21 protein-coding genes, 1 tRNA gene and 1 pseudogene are annotated in these 22,907 nt (G+C 70.0%); 14 read left to right on the forward strand and 9 right to left on the reverse strand.

What is annotated here, in order from left to right; genetic code table 11:
* The first annotated feature begins 1 nt into the window (after window position 1).
* The 5 genes from ACK4S2_RS02425 to ACK4S2_RS02445 are packed head-to-tail and all read left to right on the forward strand — an operon-like array spanning window position 2 to window position 4,139.
* A complete protein-coding gene (locus ACK4S2_RS02425; protein WP_409619958.1) occupies window positions 2–1,261 on the forward strand; it encodes a class I SAM-dependent methyltransferase in 1,260 nt (419 codons plus the stop codon).
* Between the two features lie 3 nt (window positions 1,262–1,264).
* The gene (locus tag ACK4S2_RS02430) at window positions 1,265–2,239 is read left to right on the forward strand and encodes a glycosyltransferase family 2 protein (RefSeq protein WP_409619960.1); all 975 of its coding nucleotides are present in this window, start codon (window positions 1,265–1,267) and stop codon (window positions 2,237–2,239) included.
* On the forward strand, window positions 2,236–3,009 hold the full coding sequence (gene rfbF / locus ACK4S2_RS02435; RefSeq protein ID WP_409619961.1) for a glucose-1-phosphate cytidylyltransferase: 774 nt from the start codon (window positions 2,236–2,238) through the stop codon (window positions 3,007–3,009). The genes ACK4S2_RS02430 and rfbF overlap by 4 nt, the downstream gene beginning before the upstream one ends.
* A gap of 1 nt (window position 3,010) precedes the next feature.
* The gene (locus tag ACK4S2_RS02440) at window positions 3,011–3,721 is read left to right on the forward strand and encodes a class I SAM-dependent methyltransferase (protein ID WP_409619963.1); all 711 of its coding nucleotides are present in this window, start codon (window positions 3,011–3,013) and stop codon (window positions 3,719–3,721) included.
* Window positions 3,714–4,139 (forward strand): GtrA family protein, encoded by a 426-nt coding sequence (locus ACK4S2_RS02445; RefSeq protein WP_409619965.1) that lies wholly within the window; start codon window positions 3,714–3,716, stop codon window positions 4,137–4,139. Before ACK4S2_RS02440 ends, ACK4S2_RS02445 begins: the two co-directional genes overlap by 8 nt.
* A 23-nt stretch (window positions 4,140–4,162) precedes the next feature.
* On the opposite strand, the gene ACK4S2_RS02450 is transcribed toward ACK4S2_RS02445, so the two are convergent.
* The 9 genes from ACK4S2_RS02450 to ACK4S2_RS02490 form a co-directional block, all read right to left on the reverse strand.
* Window positions 4,163–4,250: transfer RNA gene (locus ACK4S2_RS02450), tRNA-Ser, on the reverse strand.
* 367 nt (window positions 4,251–4,617) lie between these two features.
* Window positions 4,618–5,715: an FAD-dependent oxidoreductase gene (locus ACK4S2_RS02455; protein WP_409619967.1), complete on the reverse strand. Its 1,098-nt coding sequence runs from the start codon at window positions 5,713–5,715 to the stop codon at window positions 4,618–4,620.
* Window positions 5,699–6,358 carry an ATP-binding cassette domain-containing protein gene (locus ACK4S2_RS02460; RefSeq protein ID WP_409619969.1) on the reverse strand — a complete coding sequence of 220 codons (660 nt, stop codon included), beginning with the start codon at window positions 6,356–6,358 and terminating at the stop codon, window positions 5,699–5,701. Before ACK4S2_RS02460 ends, ACK4S2_RS02455 begins: the two co-directional genes overlap by 17 nt.
* The gene (locus tag ACK4S2_RS02465; RefSeq protein WP_409619971.1) at window positions 6,355–8,067 is read right to left on the reverse strand and encodes an ABC transporter permease; all 1,713 of its coding nucleotides are present in this window, start codon (window positions 8,065–8,067) and stop codon (window positions 6,355–6,357) included. Before ACK4S2_RS02465 ends, ACK4S2_RS02460 begins: the two co-directional genes overlap by 4 nt.
* Complete coding sequence (locus tag ACK4S2_RS02470) at window positions 8,064–9,260, reverse strand: ABC transporter substrate-binding protein (protein ID WP_409619973.1); 1,197 nt, start codon at window positions 9,258–9,260, stop codon at window positions 8,064–8,066. The genes ACK4S2_RS02465 and ACK4S2_RS02470 overlap by 4 nt, the downstream gene beginning before the upstream one ends.
* Before the next feature lie 31 nt (window positions 9,261–9,291).
* Entirely contained in the window at window positions 9,292–9,915 is a 624-nt protein-coding gene (locus tag ACK4S2_RS02475; RefSeq protein WP_409619975.1) for a CDP-alcohol phosphatidyltransferase family protein, read from the reverse strand.
* Window positions 9,912–12,077, reverse strand: a complete 2,166-nt coding sequence (locus tag ACK4S2_RS02480; protein ID WP_409619976.1) for an FAD-dependent oxidoreductase — start codon at window positions 12,075–12,077, stop codon at window positions 9,912–9,914. Before ACK4S2_RS02480 ends, ACK4S2_RS02475 begins: the two co-directional genes overlap by 4 nt.
* A gap of 123 nt (window positions 12,078–12,200) precedes the next feature.
* Window positions 12,201–13,652, reverse strand: a complete 1,452-nt coding sequence (locus tag ACK4S2_RS02485; RefSeq protein WP_409619978.1) for an amidohydrolase family protein — start codon at window positions 13,650–13,652, stop codon at window positions 12,201–12,203.
* A complete protein-coding gene (locus ACK4S2_RS02490; protein ID WP_409620056.1) occupies window positions 13,649–13,945 on the reverse strand; it encodes an FCD domain-containing protein in 297 nt (98 codons plus the stop codon). Before ACK4S2_RS02490 ends, ACK4S2_RS02485 begins: the two co-directional genes overlap by 4 nt.
* Here ACK4S2_RS02490 and ACK4S2_RS02495 point away from each other — a divergent pair.
* The 9 genes and pseudogenes from ACK4S2_RS02495 to ACK4S2_RS02535 form a co-directional block, all read left to right on the forward strand.
* Window positions 13,906–14,562 (forward strand): annotated as a pseudogene (locus tag ACK4S2_RS02495) (ABC transporter substrate-binding protein); the annotation flags it as partial. The gene ACK4S2_RS02490 and the pseudogene ACK4S2_RS02495 sit on opposite strands and share 40 nt — an antisense overlap.
* A gap of 330 nt (window positions 14,563–14,892) precedes the next feature.
* A complete protein-coding gene (locus tag ACK4S2_RS02500) occupies window positions 14,893–15,876 on the forward strand; it encodes an ABC transporter permease (protein ID WP_409620058.1) in 984 nt (327 codons plus the stop codon).
* 12 nt (window positions 15,877–15,888) lie between these two features.
* On the forward strand, window positions 15,889–16,806 hold the full coding sequence (locus tag ACK4S2_RS02505; protein WP_409619980.1) for an ABC transporter permease: 918 nt from the start codon (window positions 15,889–15,891) through the stop codon (window positions 16,804–16,806).
* Window positions 16,807–16,810: 4 nt separating this feature from the next.
* Window positions 16,811–17,779, forward strand: coding sequence for an ABC transporter ATP-binding protein (locus ACK4S2_RS02510; RefSeq protein ID WP_409619982.1), 969 nt, complete (start codon window positions 16,811–16,813; stop codon window positions 17,777–17,779).
* Window positions 17,776–18,795, forward strand: coding sequence for an ABC transporter ATP-binding protein (locus ACK4S2_RS02515; protein WP_409619984.1), 1,020 nt, complete (start codon window positions 17,776–17,778; stop codon window positions 18,793–18,795). The genes ACK4S2_RS02510 and ACK4S2_RS02515 overlap by 4 nt, the downstream gene beginning before the upstream one ends.
* Window positions 18,792–19,442 (forward strand): flavin reductase family protein, encoded by a 651-nt coding sequence (locus ACK4S2_RS02520; protein WP_409619986.1) that lies wholly within the window; start codon window positions 18,792–18,794, stop codon window positions 19,440–19,442. Before ACK4S2_RS02515 ends, ACK4S2_RS02520 begins: the two co-directional genes overlap by 4 nt.
* Window positions 19,442–20,167: an aspartate/glutamate racemase family protein gene (locus ACK4S2_RS02525; RefSeq protein WP_409619988.1), complete on the forward strand. Its 726-nt coding sequence runs from the start codon at window positions 19,442–19,444 to the stop codon at window positions 20,165–20,167. The genes ACK4S2_RS02520 and ACK4S2_RS02525 overlap by 1 nt, the downstream gene beginning before the upstream one ends.
* Entirely contained in the window at window positions 20,167–21,360 is a 1,194-nt protein-coding gene (locus tag ACK4S2_RS02530) for an amidohydrolase family protein (protein WP_409619990.1), read from the forward strand. Before ACK4S2_RS02525 ends, ACK4S2_RS02530 begins: the two co-directional genes overlap by 1 nt.
* Before the next feature lies 1 nt (window position 21,361).
* Window positions 21,362–22,834 (forward strand): amidohydrolase family protein, encoded by a 1,473-nt coding sequence (locus ACK4S2_RS02535; RefSeq protein WP_409619992.1) that lies wholly within the window; start codon window positions 21,362–21,364, stop codon window positions 22,832–22,834.
* Window positions 22,835–22,907: the final 73 nt, after the last annotated feature.

Consider the following 22,907-nt stretch of genomic DNA (forward strand, 5'->3'; position numbering starts at 1 on the left):
CATGGTCGACCACGACGTTTCCCCCGGCAAGCTGTCCCGCTGCCAGATCTGCGGTTGCGAGGATCTGGAACTGGTGCTGGACGTGGGCCATCAGCCGCTGTGCGACAGCCTGCTGACGGCCGACCGGCTGGACATGCCCGAGGTGTTCTACCCCTTGCGGCAATGGCGCTGCCCGCGCTGCACCCTGAACCAGCTGGATCACGTGGTCGATGGCAGCGTGGTCTATGCCCCGGAATACCCCTACCGCTCGGGCATTACCGCCGAGTTGCGGGTGTATCAGGAGGCCTTCGCCGACAGCGTCATCGGCAAGATCGGGCTGGAACCCGGCAGCCTGTGCGTGGACATCGGGTCGAACGACGGCACGCTGCTGACCGGATTTCGCAAGAAGGGCATGGTCGCCCTGGGGGTCGAGCCCACCAACATCGCCCATATCGCCCGCGCCGAAAACGGGATCGAGACGATCCAGAGCTTTTTCACCGAAGCCGTCGCCCGCGACATCGTGGCCGAACGCGGCCATGCAAAGGTTGTCACCACCACCAACGTCTTTGCCCACATGGCACCCCTGGGCGAGGTGATGCGCGGCATCGCGGCGCTGCTGGCCAATGACGGCGTGTTCATCACCGAAAGCCATTACCTGCTGGATGTGCTGAAGGGCGCGCAATACGACACGATCTATCACGAACACATCCGCACCTATTCGCTGAAATCGCTGGTGACGCTGGTGGATTTCTACGGGATGGAGGTGTTCCACGTGCAGCGCGCCGACCGTTACGGCGGCAACATCCGCGCCTATGTCGCCCGCAAGGGCACCCGGCCGATGGACCCTTCGGTGGCCGCGCTGCTGGCGGTGGAAGCCGAAGCCGGGCTGGCCGACGGCGCCATCTACAAGGCGTTTTCCGACAACGCCTATCGCACCCGCGACGACCTGATGGAGTTCGCCTATCGGGCGAAGAAGAACGGGCACTCGTTCGTCGGCAATTCCTGCCCCGGGCGCTGTTCCACGCTGCTGAACTTCTGCGGGATGAAGCCGGAGCTGCTGCCCTATCTGGCCGAGCAGCCCACCTCGCTGAAGCTGGGGATGTATCTGCCTGGCCTGCACCAGCCCATCGTGGAAAACTCGATCCTCATCCGCGAACAGCCCGATTTCGTGCTGCTGCTGGCCTGGCACTATGCCAAGCCGATCAGGGAGCAACTGCGCGCCCGGGGGCTGAAGTCCAGGTTCGTGATGCCGCTGCCGCGCTTCGAAGTGCTGGAGGACTGACGCGTGGAGGACCGTCCGCTGATCTCGGTCATCGTGCCGGTCTTCAACGAGGAAGACAACGTCGAGCGGTGCTATCGCGCGGTGCGCGAGGTCTTTGCCCGCGTGGCGGATGAATACCGGCTGGAGCTGTTCTTTTCCGACAACCACTCCACCGATCGCACGTTCGAGTTGCTGGCCGGGCTGGCCGCGCGTGACCCGGATGTGCGGGTGATCCGGCTGGCGCGCAACTTCGGGTTCCAGCGCTCGGTCCTGACGGCGTTCCGCAACGTCTCGGGCGATGCGGCGGTGCAGATCGACTGCGACCTGCAAGACCCGCCCGAGCTGATCCTGGAGTTTCTCAAGCTCTGGCGGCAGGGGCATGATGTGGTGGTGGGCATCCGGCGCAAGCGGCAAGAGGCTGCGGTGCTGCAACTGGCGCGCAAGGGGTTCTACCGGCTGCTGCGGCGCATTTCCGACGACCAGATGATCGACGACGCCGGCGATTTCCGTCTGGTGGATCGCAGCGTGATCGAACGGTTGCGCGAGGTGCGCGATGCGCGGCCCTATACGCGCGGGCTGGTGTCGGCGCTGTCGGCGCGGCAGACCGGCATCCCGTATGACCGTTCGGCGCGCGAATTCGGCAAATCGAAATTCCCGGTGCGGCGGCTGTTCGGCTTTGCCATGGACGGCATCGTCAATCATTCGCTGGTGCCCTTGCGGCTGGCGACCTGGATAGGGATGGCGGCGTTCCTGGGCGCCTTCCTGATGATCCTGTGGTATGTCGGCCGCTACGCCCTGGGGGGGGCCGACTGGCCGCCCGGCTTTGCCACGCTGGCGGTGCTGCTCTTGGGGTCCATCGGGCTCAATGCCATGCTGATCGGGATTTTGGGCGAATACGTCGGCCGGATCTATGAGGAGGTGCGCGTGCGCCCGCTGACCATCATCGAAACCTCGTTGAACCTGGACCGCGCGCCCGACACGGAAAGGGCGCGGGCATGAAGGCCGTCATCCTGGCCGGCGGGCGCGGCACCCGCATTTCCGAGGAAAGCCACCTGCGCCCCAAGCCGATGGTGGAAATCGGCGACAAGCCGATCCTGTGGCACATCATGAAGATCTATGCCGCCCACGGCATCAACGACTTCGTCATCTGCCTGGGCTATCGCGGCTATGTCATCAAGGAATACTTCGCCAACTACCGGCTGCATTCCAGTGCTGCGGTGACCTTTGACTATGCCACCGGCGACACGGTCTATGAGCAGGGCGGGGGCGAGCCCTGGCGCGTGACGCTGGTGGAAACGGGCCTCGATACCCAGACCGGCGGGCGGCTGCGGCGGATCCGGCCCTGGGTCGCGGGGGACGAGGCGTTCTGCATGACCTATGGCGACGGGCTGTCGGATGTGGACATCACCGCCAGCATCGACCACCACCGGGCGCAAGGCCGCCTTGCCACGGTGACAACGGTGGTGCCCCCTGGCCGGTTCGGCGTGATCCAGACCCGGGGGTCGGCGGTCACCGCCTTTACCGAAAAGCCGGCGGGCGATGGCACCCAGATCAACGGCGGCTTCTTCGTGCTGTCGCCCAAGGTGCTGGACCTGATCGAAGGCGATGCGACGGTGTGGGAAAAGGAGCCCCTGCAGCGGCTCGCCGAAACCGGGCAGCTGACGGCCTTTGCGCATGCCGGGTTCTGGCAACCGATGGACACCTTGCGCGAGCGCGACCTGTTGCACGGGCTGTGGGAAACCGGGCGCGCGCCGTGGAAGCGGTGGTGACATGGCGGGCAAGTCGGTCAACGAGGAGATCTTCGACGGGGTGGCCGGGCGCTATTCGGAAACCATCGACGCAAGCCTTGGCCGCTTCGGTGCCAGTCACGATTTCTTTACCCGTCACAAGGCAAGGCTGATCGCGCGGTTGCTGGCGGCGCGCGGCCGAAGCCCGGCCGACATGGACCTGCTGGACGTGGGCTGCGGCATCGGGCAAATCCACGACCTGATCGGGCCATCGTTTCGCAGCGTGACGGGGGTGGATGTATCTTCGGCCTCGATCGACCAGGCGAAGGCGCGCTTTCCCGATTACCGCTACATGGCCTATGGCGGCGACCGCCTGCCGTTCGACGACGCCGGTTTCGACATGGCGATGGCGATCTGCGTGTTCCACCACGTGCCCCCGGCCCAGTGGCAGGCGCTGGCCGCCGACATGCTGCGCGTGCTGCGCCCGGGCGGGCTGGCGCTGGTGATCGAGCACAACCCCTGGAATCCGGTCACCCGCCGCATTGTCAACACCTGCCCAATCGACCGCGACGCGGTGCTGTTGACCCGAGGGCAGACGGTGGAGCTGTTCCGCAAGGCCGGCGCCACGCAGGTGATCGCGCGTTCGGTGCTGTCGATCCCGCCGCAGACCGAGACGCTGATGACCGTGGACGGCTGGTTCGGCCGGCTGCCGTTCGGCGCGCAATACTGGTGCCTGGCGGTGAAGGGTGGTTAGGCCGCTGGAGTGGCTGGCAAGGTCGCAGGCGCTGCCGGCCCGGATGATCCGCTTCGGCATCGTGGGCGGGGCGACCAGTGCCGCCTACGCGCTGGTGGTGGCGGGTCTGGTGCACCCGGTTTCCGAACCCGTGGCGGCGGCGCTGGCCTATCTGGTCTTGCTGCCGGTCAACTACCTTGGCCACCGCCGCGCCACCTTCCGTTCGCGCGCGCCCGGGGGGCCGGAGCTGCTGCGTTACCTTGCGGTGCATGGCCTGACGCTGCTGGCCTGCATGGCGGTAATGCAGGGGGTCACCGCCGGCCTGGGCGCAAGCCACTGGGCCGGGTCTGCGGCGATCGTGGTGATGGCGCCGGTGCTGAACTTCGTGCTGATGCACCTGTGGGTGTTCCGCCGGGAAACGGCCGGGCCGGGGCGCTGAGCCCGGGGCGATCCTGGCGGCGCTGGCGGAAGAGGTGGGATTCGAACCCACGGATGGTTGCCCATCGGCGGTTTTCAAGACCGCTGCCTTAAACCACTCGGCCACTCTTCCCTGCGGCGGCCCGTTCGTGCGCTGCCGCATGGTGTTAGGCACAAGCGCCCGTCATTGCAAGCGCCTGCCCGGGTGCCCGGCCGGTCGCCAGCCGGGCGATTGCGGCCCTGGAGGGCTTTCGACCATGATTTGCAATCTTGCAACACTGTTTGAAACGGTCGTTTGAAAGAAGATGCAACCGCGTTGCCGCCAGCCCGAACGCCATGTTTTCCTTTCCCATGCCGGGCCGGGCACGCGACCGTGGCAGCCAATCCGGCGCGAGGCGCGCCCGCCGTCGCGTCGCCGACGTCAAAAGGCGAAGTAGCGTTCGAAATCGCAGCATTTTGCAGATCGCAGCGATCTTCCCCAACCACCGAACGCCCTCGGCTCAGTGCCCCAGCCGCGCCATGAAGCCGCGGTCGATCCGGTCCTTAAGCCGCCACAGCCAGCGGCCCTGCAGCGTCAGCCCGCGCCATTCGGCCACCGCCGCGCGTTCGCCCAAGGTGACCAGCTTCAGGAAATCGTCCTGCGGCGCATAGGGCACCAGCGGCGCGCCGCGCGCCAGCGCCACGATGTTGCGCGCAAGGATCGGCGCCTGTCGCACGGCGTAGACGCCGGCCTTGGGCCGCGGCGCGTGTGACATGGCAGCGCAGTCGCCGGCGGCAAACAGGGTGCCGCGCCCTTGCACCTGCAAGGTCGGGTCCACCCGCACGAAACCGCGTTCGTCCACCGGCAGGCAGCCGGCCAGCCATTCGGCCGCGCGCGCCCCCGCCGCGCCGATCACCAGCCGCGCCGGAATGCGGGGGTCCCCGGCCAGCTCCACGCCTTCGGCCGAAACCGCCTGCACCCGCGCCCCTGCGGCCACCGTAACGCCTTGCGCCTGCAACCGCCGTTCCAGCAGCGCCACGCTGCGCGGCGCCAGCCCGCGGCCGATGGTCGGCCCGGCCTCGATCAGCGTGACCCGGGCGGCATGGCGATGCACCAGCGCCAGCGCGATTTCCACGCCCGCGACCCCGGCGCCGATCACCGCCACCGGCAAGCCCTGCTGCGCCTCCAGCAGCGGCCCGACGCGCGCAACGAAGCCGCCCAGCGGCTTGACCGCGACGGCATGCGCCTCGAACCCCGCAACCTCCGGCATCCGCGCATGGCTGCCGATATCGAGCGAGGCCAGATCGAACCCCACCCGGCGGTGCCCGGCCGGCCCCGCCAGCTCCAGCGCGCCATCGCCGACCGCAACCGCAGCGGCCTGCATCACCTCGATCCCGTGGCGGCGGGCAAAACCCGTCAGATCCACCGATGCATCGCGCAGCCTGTAATGCCCGGCCAACACCCCCGGCAACATCCCCGAATAGGTCGCCGCCGGCGCCGGATCGACCAACAGGATGCGCGCCTGCGGCAGGCCCGCCCGAATCGCCGGCACCGCCAGCAGATGCGCATGCCCCGCCCCGACCAGCACGATGTGCGGGCGCTCAGACCCCGGCGGCATGGGGGCCTCCGGTCGTCAGGTGCACAACCGCGCCGCCGGCGGCCTCGGCATCGGCGGGGTCGTGGGTGACCAGCAGCGCCGGAATGCCCCGGCTGCGGACATGGCCGAAGACAAAGCGCCGCATGTCGGCGCGCAAGGCAGCGTCCAGGCTGGAAAAGGGCTCGTCCAGCAACAGTGCCGCCGGTTCGGCCAGCAAGGTGCGCATCAGCGCCGCGCGCGACCGCTGCCCCCCCGACAGGCTGGCCGGGTCGCGGTCGTGCAGGCCGCCAAGCCCGGCCTGTTCCAGCGCCGCCGCCACCGCCGCCCGCCGCGCCGCGCGCCCGCGCACCCGCGCCGGCAGGCCGAAGCCCAGGTTGTCGCCCAGGCTCAGATGCGCAAACAGCACCGGCTGCTGCATCATCAGCCCCACCTTGCGCGCCTCGGGCGCCAGCCCGGCCAGGTCGCACCCGTTCAGCCGGATGCGCCCCGCCAGCCGGAACCCCGGTGCCAGATGCCCGGCAATCGCGTCCAGCAGGGTCGATTTCCCGGCGCCCGAGGCGCCCATCACCGTGGCAACCGCGCCGGGCGCGATGCGCAGGTCCAGCGGGGCGAACAGCGCGCCCGCGGGCGCGACGATCTGCACCCGCTCCAGCTCCAGGCTCATCGCGCGCCCCCCTGCATCCCGGCCCGGTTGCGCCAGACGAGCGCGGGCACCAGCACCGCCGCCAGATAGCCCGCCAGCGGCACCAGCGCCTGCAAGCTGGCCATCGCCGCCGTCACCCGCCGGTCGCTGCCCGAAGCCAGGGCCACCGCCTCGGTCGTCAGGGTGGCGATGCGGCCCCCGCCCATGAACAGCACCGGCAGATACAGCGCCACCGAAACCGCCACCCCGATGGCCGCCGCCGTCAGCACGGGCGCCAGCAACATCGGCAACTTCACCCGCCACAGGCGCCGCCACGGCCCCAGGCCCATCGAGGCCGCCACCCGCGTCAGGCGCGGGTCCAGCCCCCGCCAGGGGCCGCGCAAGGCGATCAGCACATAGGGAAACACGAACACCACCTGCGCCCAGATCACCGCCCCAAGACCGCTGCCCAGCCCCAGCCGCAGCAGCAGCACGTTCAACCCATACAGAAACCCGACCTGCGGCACCAGCAGCGGCAGGCCGATCGCCAGTTCCAGCCACGGGCGGGGCGGGCGGCCGGCGCGGTCGTCGGCCTCCAGCCACAACACCGCCGCCCCCAGCGCCAGCGCGGTGCTGGCCCCCGCCAGCAGCAGCGTCTGCCCCAGCGCCGGCCCCAGCCCGGCCGACCGCCAGGCCACCAGCGACCATTGCACCGGCCACACCTCGGGCCAGGGCCAGCGCCAGGCCACCGACCACAGCGCCAGCGCGGCCAGCGCCAGCGCGCCCAGCAGCAGCACCCCGGCCACCGCAACCGCCAGCACGCGGGCCAGCGCCGCCAGAACCACGCCGCCGCCCGCGCCGCGCCGCAGCCACCACAGGCCCAGCCGCGCCGCCACCCTTTCGGCGCCCCGGACCAGCACGAGGCCAAGCACGACCAAACCCACCTGCACCACCGCCCCGGCCGAGGCCGGCAGCACCTGCGCCAGATCGGGCGCCACGTAAAGCCGCGTCACCAGCACGGCCAACACCGGCGGGGTCGAAGGGCCCAGGATCAGCGCCATGTCCACCACCGACAGGCCATAGGCCAACACCACCAGCACCGGCAGCCGGATCAGCGGCCAAAGCTGCGGCACGATGGCCCAGAGCCAGACCTCGGCCGGCCGGCGGCCCAGCGACCGGCCCGCCTGCATCTGCGCCTGCACCGGCAGCTGCCCCAGCGCCGCCAGCATCACCAGCAGCAGAAACGGCAGTTCCTTGACCACCAACCCCAGGATCAACGCCAGACCCAGCGGGTCGCCCACCAGCCCGGAGGCCGGCGGCTGCACCCAACCGGCCACCGGGGCCACCAGCCGCATCAGCCAGCCCGAAGGCGCCAGCACGAAGGCCAGCCCGATCGCCACCGCCGCATGCGGCGCCGCCAGCAGCGGCACCAGCCAGCGCGCCGCCAGCCGCGGCGACAGCCGCCCGTGCAGCCAGGCGCCGAGCCCCAGCGCCAGGCCCACCGCCAGCCCGGTCGAGGCAAGGCCGGTCCACAGGCTCAGCCCCACCGCACGCGCGCACCCGGGCACCGCCACCAGGTCGCGCCAGGCCCCAAGCCCCGGCTGCACCAGCCCCAGCCCCGGCATCACCCCGAAGGCCGCGCGCAACGTCTCGGCCAGTCCGGCGGCAATCGGCGCCAGCAGGCCAAACCCCAGCACCACCAGCAGCGCGGCGCGCAAGGCCGGGGCGCGGGCGGGCGGCGGCACGTTCACCGGGTATAGCGCCGCGCCCAGTCCTCGGTCAGGCGCGTCATCCAGCTGGCATGCGGCTCGGGGCGCGAGGGGCCCAGCTCCTCCAGCGTCGGCAAGGCAGGCGCCGTGGGCAAGGCGGCAAAGGCGGCGCGCCCCGCCGCGTCCAGCCGCGCGGGGTCCAGCACCGAAAAGGCGCCCAGAACCTCGATGTTCTGCATATGCGCCTGCACCGCCGGATCCAGCAGGAAATTGGCCACCACCCGCGCCCCTTCCTTGTGGGCCGCGTTGAAGGGAATCGCCACGAAGCTCACATTGCCCAGCGTGCCGCCTTCGGTCACGAAAACGCGCGCGGTGTCGGGCAGCAGCCCTTGCGCGATGGCGGCCGCGGTCGAGGCCGGATCGAACGACATGGCGATGTCGATTTCGCCATCGTTCAGCAACTGCTGCTGCACCGATTCGTTTTCCGGGTAAGCCGCGCCGCCGCGCCACAGGTTCGGGCGCAGCGCATCGTACCAGGCCCACAGCGGCGCGGTGGCGGCGGCATAGGCGGCGTCATCGGCCGGGGCCAGCAACACCGCCGGATCGGGCGCCAGCTCTACCAGCGCCTGCTTCAGGAACGTCGCCCCCATGAAGTTCGACGGGTTCGGATGCGTCAGCCGCCCCGGGTTGGCCGCCGCCCAGGCCACGAAATCGGCCATGCGGGCCGGCGGTTGCGGCACCCGCGCGCTGTCGTGCACAAAGACGAACCGCGCCAGCCGCCAGGGGCTTTCCATCCCTTCGACCGGCACGGTGAAATCCAGCGCGGCCGGCGCACCCGGCGACAGGTCCAGGAACCTTGCATTGGGCAGGTCGGCCACAAAGGGGCCGTGCAGCAGGCCCTGTTCCTTCATCGCCAGGAAATTCGGCCCGTTGATCCAGATCAGGTCCACGCTGCCGCCTTCGGTCCGCCCGGCGGCCTTTTCGGCCAGCACCCGCGTCACCGCCTCGGCCGTGTCCGACAGCTTGACCTGTTGCACCCGCACGCCGTAACGCGCCGTCGTCTGCTGCGACACCCAGTCGATGAAGGCGTTGGTGCGCGCATCGCCCCCCCAGGCGTTCCAGTAAACCGTCTGGCCCCGCGCGGCTTCCAGCGTTGCCGGCCAATCCGGCTGGGCCCGCGCGGGCGGCGCAGTCAGCGACAAGGCGGCAAGGGCGGCGGCAAGGGCAAGGCGCATGGCAGGCTTTCCGGGTGTCAGGGGCGGTGTGTCAAGGACGGTCAGAGGGGCCGAAACTGCGCCAGCCTTGCAGCCAGCGCGTCACCGTGGTGATGGCGCAGGCGGCGGCAAAGACAAGGGCCAGCGGCACGAAAGCTTGCGGAAACAGGCAAATCGCCACGAACAGCACGATGGTTTCGGCCCCTTCGGTCAAACCGCCAAGGTAATAGATGCCCTTGGTGGGGTAGGCATCGGGCCGCATGCCGCGCTTCCCGGCGATGACCGCAAAGGCCAGGAACGACGACCCGGTACCGACGAAAGCCGCGATCAGCACCGCCGCGGCCAGCGCATTGGCCCCCGGATCGGCCAGCGCAAAGCCCAATGGCACCAGCGCGTAGAACGCAAAGTCCAGCGCGATGTCCAGAAAGGCGCCGCGGTCGCTGCCGCCGCCGCGGTGCCGCGCCACCGCCCCATCCAGCCCGTCGCACAGCCGGTTGAGCAGAATGGCCGCCAGCGCCCAGCCGAACAACCCCAGCGCCAGCGCCGGCACCGCCAGAACCCCGATGGCAAAGCCCGCCAGCGTCAGATGGTCGGCCTGCACGCCGCGCGCCGCCAGCGCGGCGGCCACCGGCGCCAGCATCCGGCGCTGCACGGGGATCAGCGCGGCGTCGATCATCCGCGCCTCCGGTCGTGAAACCAGCGCAGCAGCCGCAACAGCCGCGGGTCCAGATGCGCCCGCCGCCAGGCCCCGGCGGCGAACTTGTTGGCCTCGGCCAGGGTCGGGTAGATGTGAATGGTGCCCAGAACGCGGTTCAGCCCCAGCCCGTGCTTCATCGCCAGCACGTATTCCGCAATCAGCTCGCCCGCCTGCGGGCCGACGATGGTGACCCCCAGGATGCGATCCTTGCCGGGCACGGTCAGCACCTTGACGAAGCCTGTGGCGGTGCTGTCGGCGATGGCGCGGTCAAGGTCCGCAAGGTCGTAGCGCGTCACCTCGAAGGCAACCCCCCGGTCCACCGCCTCGGATTCCGAAAGCCCGACGCGGGCCACCTCGGGGTCGGTAAAGGTGGCCTGCGGTATGACCCGGTTATCGGCGCGGAACCGGCGCAGGTCGCCGAACAGCGCGTTCACCGCCGCATACCAGGCCTGATGCGCGGCCACATGGGTAAACTGCCAGGGCCCTGCCACATCGCCGGCCGCCAGGATGTTGGGATACAGCGTTTCCAGCCAGGCGTTGGTTTCCACCACCCGCCCCGCCGGGATCCCCAGTTCCTCCAGCCCAAAGCCGGTAAGGCGCGCCGCACGGCCCGTGGCCACCAGAAGCGCATCGAAACCCAGGCGCTGCACGGCGCCGTCCTGGCCTGCAACCTCGATCCAGCCTTCGCCGCCGTCCTGCCCGCAGCGCAGCGCGCGGTGCCCGGTCAGCACCCGCACCCCGTCGGCCTGCAAGGCCGCCTGCACCAGCGCCGAAACCTCGGGGTCTTCGCGCGCCAGCAACCGCGGCGCCTGTTCCACCTGCACCACCGCCGAGCCCAGCCGGGCAAAGGCCTGCGCCAGCTCCGACCCGATCGGCCCGCCGCCCAGCACCACCAGCCGCGCCGGCGGGCGGGGCTGGCCCTTCAGCCGCTCCCACAGGGTTTCCGAGGTCAGGTAGTCCACCGCCTCCAGCCCCGGCAGATCGGGCACCAGCGGCCGCGCGCCGGTGGCGATGACGATGGCGCGGGTGGTCAGCCGCTGCGTGCCGCCGCCGTTCAGAGCCACCTCGACCGTCCAGGGATCGACGATGCGGGCGTGGCCGGCCAGCACCTCCACGCCAAGCGCGGTATACCGCTCCACGCTGTCGTGCGGGGCGATGTCCGCGACCACCTGCTGCACCCGCGCCATCACCCGGTCGAAGGCGACTACGGGTTCCGCCGGCGCCAGACCCAGCCGGTCGGCATGGCGCATCTGATGCGCCGCCCGCGCGCTGGCGATCAAGGCCTTCGAAGGCACGCAGCCGGTGTTCAGGCAATCGCCGCCCATCGCGCCGCTTTCCACCAGCGTCACCCTGGCCTGCGCCGCCGCCGCGACATAGGCCGACACCAGCCCCGCCGCCCCGGCCCCGATCACCACCAGGTTGCGGTCGAACCGCGCCGGGCGGCGATACCCGGCATAGACCCGGCGCCGCCGGACCCAGGCCACCGCGCCGCGCGCCGCAAGCGGAAACAGCCCCAGCAGCGCAAACGACACCAGCATCCCCGGCGACAGGATGCCCGACAGGCTGTCGAGCTGCGCCAGCTGCGTGCCGGCATTCACGTAAACGGCCGTGCCCGCCAGCATCCCTGCCTGGCTGACGAGGTAAAAGGTTGCCGTGCGCATCGCCGTCAGCCCCATCACGAGGTTCACGGCAAAGAACGGCACCAGCGGCACCAGGCGCAAGGCAAACAGGTAGAACGCCCCGTCGCGCGCCAACCCCGCCTCGATGCCTTGCATCCGCGCGCCGAACCTGCGGCGCACCGCATCGCGCAAGAGATACCGCGCCGCAAGAAATGCCAGCGTGGCGCCCAGGCTGGCCGCGAAGGACACCAGCAGCAACCCCCACCAGAACCCGAACAGCGCCCCGGCCGCCAGCGTCATCCACACCGCCACCGGCAGCGACAGCGCCGTCACCCCGACATAGCCGGCAAAGACCAGCGCCCACAGCAACACCGGGTGCGCCTGACGCCACTGGTCCAGCGCGGCCACATGGCCGCGCAAGGCGGCCAGGTCGGGCACCTGACCGCGCAGCACCAGCCAACCCGCCGCCATGGCGGCAACCGCCACCGCCAGGAACAGCGCCCTTGCGCCTGTCGGCCTCACCTTGCCCGGTTCTCCGCCTTGCGGCGCATCGCGTTGCCTCCTTCGTCCGCCAGCCATATTCCCGGTTCTGCCCGGCGCGACAAGCCACGAACATGTGTGCCGCCGATGCCCGCCGGCAAGGGGTCAGGGTTCGCCCGAGGGGCGAAAGGGCGCCGCAGCGCGGCGGGCGCGGCGCCACAGGTCGGGCGATTCCTGCCGGGCATCGGGCCGGCCGATGGCCGCGAACATCGCATCGGCCATCGCCTGCGCCTCGTCCAGGATGGCGCCGGCATCCAGGTGCCGGACCTGCCGCGCCTCCACCAGCACCCGGCCGTTCACCACCACCGTATCGACATCGGCGGCATTGGCGAAATGGGTCACCCGGTTCAGCACCATCACCGGCGGCCACAGATGGGCCTTGCGGCCATCCAGCAGCACGATGTCGGCCTTCTTGCCCACCTCGAGCGACCCCAGCGCGCGCTCCAGCCCCAGCGCGCGGGCAGCGTCGATGGTGCACATCTCCAGCGCCTTGCCTTCGGGCGGCACGGCGGCATCGCGGAAATGCCGGCGGTGGTAATGCATCGCCTGCGCCATGTGGCGGAACATGTCGAAGCCACGGTCGGGCGCGCCGGCATCGGACCCGATGCAGACGTTCACCCCGGCCTCGATCAGCTCGGGCACCGGGCAGCGCCCGGAAATCGACATGATCGCACTGGGGTTGTGAATGATGCTGGCCCCCGTGCGCTGCAAGGCGGCGACATCCGCCCCGGTCAGCTCGATGCCGTGGCCAAGCGCCGCACGCGGCGACAGCAGGCCCAGCTCCTCGGCCAGCGCGATGCTGCCCGATCGGTGGCCATCCTGGGTGAACAGCGCGCCGGTCCGGGCCTGCAGATCGGCCATCGCCAGTGCCATCGCACGGATTTCGGCACCATCGGCGGCCATGTGCGCTGGCAGATAGTGCGCTGGCAGATAGACCGGCAGGATCAGCGCAATGCCGGTGCCGCGGCCCAGCACATCGTCATGCCGGGCGAACAGGTCGGCGGCGACCTCCATCTGCCGGGCAAAGCCCACCGGGCGACGGTCGGGGCCGAACCCGCGCGGAAACGGCAGCCGCCCCGGCCCCACCGCCAGAATGGTGCGCAAGCCGGTTTCGCGGCTGGCGGCGCAATGCGCATCGCCCGCCGCGGGCGTATCGGTGCGGTAAACGTCGGCCCCGCCCCCCAGCAAGGCGACCGCCGTCGTCACCCCGCCCATCAGCCGCTCCAGCCCGGCCAGCCGCGCCTCGGCGGCCCAGAAAGCCGGCGTGGCGGCCTCGGCGTAAATCGCCGCGCAAATGTCGAACCAGGCGTCGCCGTCGCCGGCGCCGGCCGCGCGCACCAGCCCGTGCCCGGCGTGGGAATGCGCGTCGATCAGCCCGGGCAACGCGATCAGCCCCGGCCGGTCGATCACCCGCGCGGCCTGCGGCGCGGGCCCGGTGCCGATCCCGGCGATCCGGTCGCCGGTGACGGCGATCCAGCCATCCTCGATCACCCGCCGGTCGGGGTCGACGGTGACAACGCTGGCGCAGCGGATCAGCAGGTCGGCCGGCGGGGTCATTGCAGCAAATCCTTCAGGTCGGTCTGGCGGGCGCTGTCGTCATCCAGATCCAGCGTGCCCTCCAGATGGTCCATGTGATGGTCCATCAACGCCATCGCCTGCGCCGCGTCGCCGGCCGCAATCGCCGCCACGATGTCCGCGTGTTCGTCGGGGCCGCAATCCACCTGCGACCGGCGCTGATACATCACCACGATCAGCGAGGTGCGCGACACCAGATCGCGCAGCACATCGCCCAGATACCCCGGCCCACAACCTGACCCGCATCGAACATTCGCCCATCGCCTCGGCCGCAACCCGCGTGGCCGCGCTGCTGTCGGGCGAAATCGACCTGATCGAACCCGCGCCCTTGCAGGATGCCGCGCGCATCGACGCCGCCCCCGGCGTGCGCATGCTGGAAAACCCCGGCCTGCGCAGCATCATGATGGGCATCAACATGGGCCCCGAGCTGGTCGACGGCAACACGCCCGGCAAGAACCCCCTGGCCGATCTGCGGGTGCGCCAGGCGCTGTATCACGCGATCAACATGGACCTGATCCGCGACCGCATCATGCGCGGCAAGTCGCGCGTCACCGGCTCGCTGATCGCGCCCGAGGTCAAGGGCTATACCGCGGCGATGGACGAACGCCTGCCCTATGACCCGGCCCGCGCCAAGGCGCTGCTGGCCGAGGCGGGCTACCCCGACGGCTTCGCCTTCAACCTCAACTGCCCCAACGACCGCTACGTGAACGACGAGGCGATCTGCCAGGCGATGGCCGCGATGCTGACGCAGGCCGGGTTCCAGCCGCGTCTGGTCACCGAACCACGCCAGATCCACTTCCAGAAGGTCGACGAGCACAAGGTGGACGTGTTCATGCTGGGCTGGGCCACGCTGCCCATGCTCGACGGCTTCTCGGTGCTGTCGGCGATGCTGGCCAGCAAGGAAGGCAGCTACGGCACCTTCACCCCCGCGGGCTATTCCAACCCGAAGGTCGATGAACTGACCAAGGCCATCGCCGTGGAAATGGACGAGGACAAGCGCGTGGCCATGATGGTCGAGGCGCTGATGCTGGCCAAGGCCGATATCGCCTGGCTGCCGGTGCACCAGCAGCCGCTGTCCTGGGCCGCGAGCGACAAGGTCGAGCTGCCGCAGGCCGCCGACGACCTCGTCCGCCTGTGGTATGCTCAGGTCAAGCGCCGACCCCGCGGGCCGCGCCGGCAACGGCGCGGCCCCCTTTCCATTCCCGGCAGAGGGAGGAGAACCATGCTCGGGTTTCTGGTCCGCCGCATCGTGCAATCGGTCTTCGTGATGCTGGCCGTGGCGCTGATCGCCTTCATGATGTTCCGCTTCATGGGCGATCCGGTGAATTCCATGGTCGCCGAAAATGCCACCGTGGCCGAACGCGAGGACGTGCGCGCGCGCCTTGGCCTCGACCAGCCGCTGTATGTGCAATACGCCCGTTTCGTGACCCGGGCGGCGCAAGGCGACTTCGGGCTTTCGTGGCGCAACGCCCGGCCGGTTTCCAACCTGCTGGCCGAACGTCTCCCGGCCACGGCGGAACTGGTGCTGGTGGCGGCCGGCCTGTCGCTGGTGCTGGGCATCCCGCTGGGCATCCTCACGGCGCTGCGACCCCGCGCCTTCAGCACGCAGGCGCTGCAATTCCTGTCGCTGGTCGGCATTTCGCTGCCGACCTTCGTGACCGGCATCCTGCTGATCCTGGTGTTTTCGGTCTGGCTGGGGTGGCTGCCCTCCTACGGGCGCGGCACGGTGGTGGATGTGGGCTGGTGGTCCACCGGCTTTCTGACCGTGACCGGGCTCAAGGCACTGATCCTGCCGTCGATCATGCTGTGCCTGTTCCAGCTGACGCTAATCATGCGTCTGGTCCGGGCCGAGATGATGGAGGTGCTGCGCACCGACTGCATCAAGTTCGCCCGCGCCCGCGGCCTGTCGGACCGCGCCATCCACTTTCGCCACGCGCTGAAGAACACGCTGATCCCGGTCATCACCATCTTCGGGCTGCAACTGGGCGGGCTGATCGCCTTCGCCATCATCACCGAAACCGTGTTCCAGTGGCCGGGCATGGGGGCGCTGTTCATCCAGGCGGTCGGCTTCGGCGATGTGCCGGTGATGGCGGCCTATCTGGTGCTGGTCAGCCTGATCTTCGTGACCATCAACACCATCGTCGATCTGCTCTACGTCGTGCTCGACCCGCGCCTGCGCGTCGAAGGCACCCGTTCCGCACATTGAAAGGAACCGGACATGGCAACCTCGACCCTTTCCCGCGCGCTGTCCGGCGACGTGGCCTGGAGTTTCCGCCGCTCGTGGTCGGCGCGGATTTCGGCGCTGGTGCTGATCGTGCTGTTCGCGGCCGCGATCCTGGCCCCCCTGCTGGCCAACCAGAACCCCTATGACATCGGCCAGCTCAACCTGTTCGACAGCGAATTGCCCCCCGCCTGGGTCCAGGGCGGCGACCCGCGCTATTGGCTGGGCACCGACAGCCAGGCCCGCGACGTCTATTCCAGCATCCTCTACGGCCTGCGGCTTTCGCTGATCGTAGGGTTTGCCAGCGTGGCGCTGGCGGCGGTGGTCGGCATCTCGCTGGGGCTGCTGGGCGGCTACGTGGGCGGCATTGTGGACGGGGCGATCATGCGCTTTGCCGATGTGCTGCTGTCGTTTCCCACCATCCTCGTGGCGCTGCTGGTCAACGGCATCGTGCGCGGCGCGCTGCCGCCGGCGCAGCACCAGCAGGCGGCCATCTGGGTGCTGATCCTGGCCATCGGGCTGACCAACTGGGTGCAGTATGCCCGCACCGTGCGCAGCTCCACGATGGTGGAACGCAACAAGGAATACGTGCAGGCCGCGCGCATCAACGGCGTGTCGCGCACCGGCATCATGGTGCAGCACATCCTGCCCAACGTGCTGGGCCCGGTGCTGGTGATCGCCACCATCAACCTCGGCATGGCCGTGCTGACCGAGGCGACGCTGTCCTTCCTGGGCGTCGGCATGCCGGCCACGCAACCCAGCCTCGGCACGCTGATCCGCATCGGCAACGAGTTCCTGTTTTCCGGCATCTGGTGGGTGGTGATCTTTCCCTCCTTCGTGCTGGTGGCCCTTGTTCTGTCGGTGAACCTGCTGGGCGACTGGCTGCGCGATGCGCTCAACCCGAAACTGAGGTAACGTCATGGCCTTGCTCACCGTCGAAAACCTGACCGTGACCTTTCCCAGCCGTCACGGCGCCACCAACGCCATCGAGAACGTGTCGATCCATGTCGAACCCGGCGAAATCCTGGGCATGGTCGGCGAAAGCGGCGCGGGCAAGTCGATGACCGGCGCCGCCATCATCGGCCTGCTGGAACCGCCCGGCTACATCAGCCAGGGCGAAATCCGGCTGGAGGGGGAGCGCATCGACACCCTGCCCCCCGCCGCCATGCGCAGGATCCGCGGCCGCAAGATCGGCGCGATCTTCCAGGATCCGCTGACCAGCCTGAACCCGGTGCTGACCGTGGGCGACCAGCTGATCGAAACCATCCGCACCCACCTGCCGCTGACGCGCGAACAGGCCCGGGAACGCGCGATCGACTGGTTGCGCCGCGTGGGCATCCCCGCCCCGGAAAAGCGGATCGACACCTACCCCCACCAGTATTCCGGCGGGATGCGGCAGCGCGTGGTGATTGCGCTGGCCCTGTGCGCGGAACCACGCCTCATCATCGCGGATGAGCCGACGACGGCGCTGGATGTTTCGGTGCAGGCGCAGATCATCGCGCTCCTGCGGCGTCTCGCGCGCGAAACCGGGGCGGCGGTCATTCTGGTCACGCATGACATGGGCGTCATCGCCGAAACCGCCGACCGCGTGGCGGTGATGTATGCCGGCCGCATCGTCGAGGTCGGGCCGGTGGCCCAGGTGCTGACCCGCCCGCAGCACCCCTATACCGCGGGGCTCATGGCCTCGATCCCGCGCATCGGGCCGCGCCCCGAGGTGCTGCCCCAGATCGAAGGTGCCATGCCCCGCCCGGCCGCCCGGCCCGCCGGCTGCGCCTTTGCCCCCCGCTGCCCGCACCGCATGAGCCGCTGCACTGCCGAACGCCCCGCCCTGCGCGGCGAAGGCCCGGCCCAGGTCGCCTGCCATCTGGCGCAAGGAGTGCCCGCATGACCCAAGCCCTGATCCAGGTCGCCGGCCTGAAAAAGACCTTCGACCTGTCGCGCCCGTTCCTCAGCCGCATGCTGGACCGCAGCCCCCGGCAATTCGTCCATGCCGTCGACGGGGTGGATTTCAGCATCGCCCGCGGCCAGACGCTCAGCCTCGTGGGCGAATCCGGTTGCGGCAAGTCCACCGTGGCCAAGCTGCTGATGGGGCTGACGCGCCCCAGTGGCGGCAGCATCCGGTTCGACGGCGTGGAACTGGCCGGCCGCCCCGCCGGCAGCCCGCCCGAAACCCGGCGGCGGATGCAGATGATCTTTCAGGATCCCTACGCCAGCCTCAACCCGCGCTGGCGCGTGGCGCGCATCATCGGCGAACCGATGAAATCCTTCGGCACCCACCCCGACCCGGCGGCACGCCGCCGCGAGGTGGACCGCCTGCTGGAGTTCGTGGGCCTTTCGGCGGCAGATGGCGAAAAGTTCCCGCACGAGTTTTCCGGCGGCCAGCGCCAGCGCATTTCCATCGCACGCGCCATTTCCACCAGGCCCGAGTTTCTGGTCTGCGACGAACCCACCAGCGCGCTGGACGTCAGCGTGCAGGCGCAGATCCTGAACCTGATGCGCGACTTGCAGCGCGAACTTGGCCTGACCTACCTGTTCATCAGCCACGACCTGGCGGTGGTCAACTACATCTCGGACTGGATCGGGGTGATGTATCTGGGCCGGCTGGTGGAACTTGCGCCGGCGGCCGACATCTTTGCCCGCCCGCAGCACCCCTATACCCGGCTGTTGCTGGACACGATCCCCGACATCGGCATGAAGAACCGCGACATCGACCGCCCCGCCGGCGAGGTGCCCAACCCCATCATCCCGCCGCCGGGGTGCCACTTCCACCCGCGCTGCCCGCTGGCCGACGCGCGCTGCCGCAGCGAAACGCCGCTTTTCCTGGCTAAGGGGGCCGCGCAGGTGCGTTGCCACGCGGTGCAGGAAGGGCGCAAACAGGCGGAACCGCTGCGAAAGGCCGGATGATGAACTTCGACTTTACCGCCCTGCCCGCGCAGGACCGTTACCGCCTGCTCACCAACTTCATCGGGCCGCGCCCCATCGCGCTGGTCACCACACGGGCGGCGGCGGGCCACACCAACGCCGCCCCGATGAGCTTTTTCAACGTCTTCGCGCATGAACCGCCCATCGTCATCATCGGCTTCAGCGCCCGCCCCGACGGCAGCGAAAAGGACACGCTGGTCAACATTCGCCGCACCGGGCAATTCTGCGTCAACATGGTGGACCTCGCGCTGTCCGAGGCGATGATCCTGTGCGGCGTCAACTTTGCCGGCGATGTCGACGAAACCGTGTTTGCCGGGCTCGACACCAGCCCCTGCCGGCAGATCGACGCACGCTTCGTCAGCCGCACGCCTTGCGCGATGGAATGCCGGCTGGACCGGATCATCGACTATCCGCGCCGCGCCATCGTGATGGGCGAGGTGGTGGAAATGACCGTGCGCGACGATTGTCTGGACGAACGGGGCCGGTATGTGAACCCCGATGTCTACCAGCCGCTGGCCCGCCTGCACGCCGACAACTACATCGTTGCCGACCGCCAGTTCGAATTGAAGAAACCCGCCGGCATGGCCGCGCTGGAAGTGGCGCAAACCCCCGCAAAGGAACCCCGCTGATGCGCCTGCATCTGGTCAACCCGAACTCCACCCGCGCAATGACCGAACTGGCCGGGCGCGCCGCCGCCCGCGTGGCCGCCCCCGGCACGGTGATCGACCTGTGGACCCCCGCCGATACCCCGGCCTCGATCGAAGGCTACGCCGACGAGGCGATGGCCGTGCCCGCCTTGCTGGCCGCGATCCGCGCTGCCGAGGCGCGAGGCGCGCAGGCCCATGTCATCGCCTGTTTCGACGACCCCGGCCTGAACGCCGCGCGCGAGGTGGCGGTCGGCCCGGTCATCGGCATCTGCCAGGCGGCGGTGCAGGTGGCCATGACGCTGGCGGCGCGGTTTTCCATCGTCACCACCCTGCCCCGCTCGGTGCCGATCATCGAAGACCTCGTCGATGCCTATGGCGCCGGCCGCCGCTGCCGGCGGGTGCGCGCCATCGACCTGCCGGTGCTGGCGCTGGACGAAGACCCCGAAACCGCCTTTCGCCTGCTGGTGGCCGAAATCCGCGCCGCCCGCACCCAGGACAGCGCCGAGGCGGTGGTGCTGGGCTGCGCCGGCATGGCCGACCTGTGCAGCCGGCTGACCGCCGCCACCGGCGTTCCGGTGATCGACGGGGTGACGGCGGCGGTGAAACAGGCCGAAGCCATCGTCGGCATGGGCTACCGCACCGCCAAGACCGGCGCCTACGACTGGCCGCGCGGGAAACGCGGCGGCCTGTGCTGCGAGGTGGCGTGATGTCCGACCTTCTGCTGCGCAACGTCCGCCCGATGGGCGGCGCCCCGTCCGACATCCTGATCCGCGCCGGCCGCATCGCCGAAATCGGCCCTGCCCTGTCGGCCCCCGGCCTGCCGGTCGAAGACGGCGGCGGCGCCATCGCCATTCCCGGCCTGGTCGAGGCGCATACCCACCTCGACAAGACCGTGATGGGCATGGACTGGTACGAAAACGCCGTCGGCGCCGACCTGCGCGCGATGATCGACAACGAGCGCGCCGCCCGCGCCGCCCTTGGCCTCGACCCGCACCGCCAGTCGATGCGGCACGCGCTGGCGCTGATCGGGGCCGGCACCACCCATATCCGCAGCCATGTCGATATCGACACCGACCACGGCCTGGACATGCTGCACGGGCTGCTGCAAACCCGCGCCGCCCTGGCCGGTCAGGTCGACATCGAAATCGTCGCCTTTCCGCAATCGGGGCTGCTCTGCCGCCCCGGCACGGTGGAACTGCTGGATGCAGCCCTGCGCGAAGGCGCCGATCTGGTCGGCGGGCTCGACCCCTGCGGCATCGACCGCGACCCCAAGGGCCACCTCGACGCCATCTTTGCCCTGGCCGACCGCCACGGCAAGGGCATCGACATTCACCTGCACGAACCGGGCGATCTGGGCGCCTTTTCGCTGGACCTGATCCTCGAACGCACCCGCGCGCTGGGGATGCAGGGGCGCGTCGCGGTCAGCCATGCCTTCTGCCTCGGGATGCCCGACTGGCCGCGCACCGAAGCCATGCTGGCGGCTCTGGCCGATCAGGACGTGGCGATCCTCACCACCGGCGCGCCCTCGCGCGAGGTGCCGCAGGTGAAACGCCTGGTTGCGGCCGGCCTGCGCATGGGCGCCGGCTGCGACGGCGTGCGCGATACCTGGAACCCCTGGAACCGCCCCGACATGCTGGACCGAGCCCGCATCATCGCCTTGCGCAACAACCTGCGCGCCGATGCCGATGTGGACCTGGCGCTGTCGGTCTGCACCACGGGCGGGGCGGTGGTGATGAGGGTGCAGGGCTATGGCCTGACCCCCGGCTGCACCGCCGACCTGACGCTGCTTGCGGGGCGCACCCTGGCCGAAGCGGTGGTCGACGGCGCGCCCCGCGTGCTTGTGCTGAAATCCGGCCGCGTCACCGCGCGGCATGGCCAATCGCTGACGAAGGCCCCGTAAGATGCTGGAATCGCTGACCCTCGGTGCCCGCCCGCAAGGGCGCACCGCGCTTGCCGCCCGCTGGATCGTCGCGCATCACGGCGGCAGCCACCGCCTGCTGGAACACGGCGAGATCGTGCTGGAGGCCGACCGCATCCTTTATGTCGGCCCGCGTTTCCCCGGCGAGGTCGCCCGCCGCTTCGACCTGGGCGAGGTGCTGGTTTCGCCCGGCTTCATCGACCTCGACGCGCTGTCCGACCTCGATACCACCCTGCTCGGCGTGGATTGCGGCCCGGCCTGGGCCAAGGGGCGCGTCTGGCCGCAAAGCTACATCGACCGCGGCCCCTACGAGATGTACACGCCCGAGGAACTGGCGTTTCAGAAACGCTTCGCCTTTGCGCAGCTTCTGTGCAACGGCATCACCTCGGCCTTGCCCATCGCCTCGCTGTTCTACCGCGCCTGGGGCGAAACCGTGGCCGAGTTCGAGGCCGCGGCCGAGGCGGCGGGCGAGCTGGGCCTGCGCGTCTGGCTGGGGCCGGCCTACCGCTCGGGCGGGATGGTCTGCACCGCCCCCGGCGTGCTGGAACCGCGCTTCGACGAGGCGCGCGGGTTGCAAGGGCTCGACGATGCCATCGCCTTCGTCCGGGCGCAGGCCGGCCGCTTCGGCGGGCTGGTCCAGGGCATGCTGGCGCCCGACCGGGTGGAAACCTGCACCCAAACCCTGCTGACCCGAACGATGGCCGCCGCCGCCGACCTCGACATCCCTGTCCGGCTGCACATGGCGCAAGGGCTGATGGAACGCCAGGCGATGGCCCGCCTGCACGGCAGCACCGCGCCGCAATGGCTGGCGTCCTTCGGCGCGCTCAACGACCGGCTGATCGCCCCCCATGCGGTGCAGGCCACCGCCGAGGATCTGGCCCTTTACGCTGCGCATGGCGTGACGGTGGCGCATTGCCCGCTGGTCTTTGCCCGCTCGGGGGCGGCGCTGAACTCGCTGGCGAAACTGCGTCAGCTCGGGGTTCGGGTGGGCATGGGCACCGATACCGCACCGCCCGACATGGTGCTGAACATGGCCGTGGGCGTGATGGCCGCGCGCCTCATGGGCGACAGCCTGACCGAAACCGCCCCCGAACACCTGTTCGACGCCGCCACCCTGGGCGGGGCCGATGCGCTGCGCCGCGCCGACCTCGGCCGCCTGATGCCCGGCGCCAAGGCCGACATCGCGGTGTTCGACATGGCCGACCCGCTGATCGCCCCCCGCGTCGATCCGGTGCGCAGCCTCATTCTGGGCGCCACCGGCCGGGTCACGCGGGCGGTCTTCGTCGATGGCCGCCTGTCGATGCGCGAAGGCCAGGTGCCGGGGCTCGACATGGCCACCGCGCGCGCCCGCGCCCAGGCGCAATTCGACCGGCTGGTGGCAAAATACCCCGACCGCACCTGGGGCCACCCGCCGGTGGGCACGATCTTTCCGCCGGCCTACCCGCCCCTGCCCTGACCGGCGCCTGCGCACCATCAGGGTTGCCACCGCCCGGCAGGGCTGTAGAAATCGGGGCGAACCGACCCTGCCG

Origin of the sequence: Gemmobacter sp. (genome assembly GCF_046292685.1) — a bacterium.
Taxonomy (GTDB): Bacteria; Pseudomonadota; Alphaproteobacteria; order Rhodobacterales; family Rhodobacteraceae; genus Wagnerdoeblera.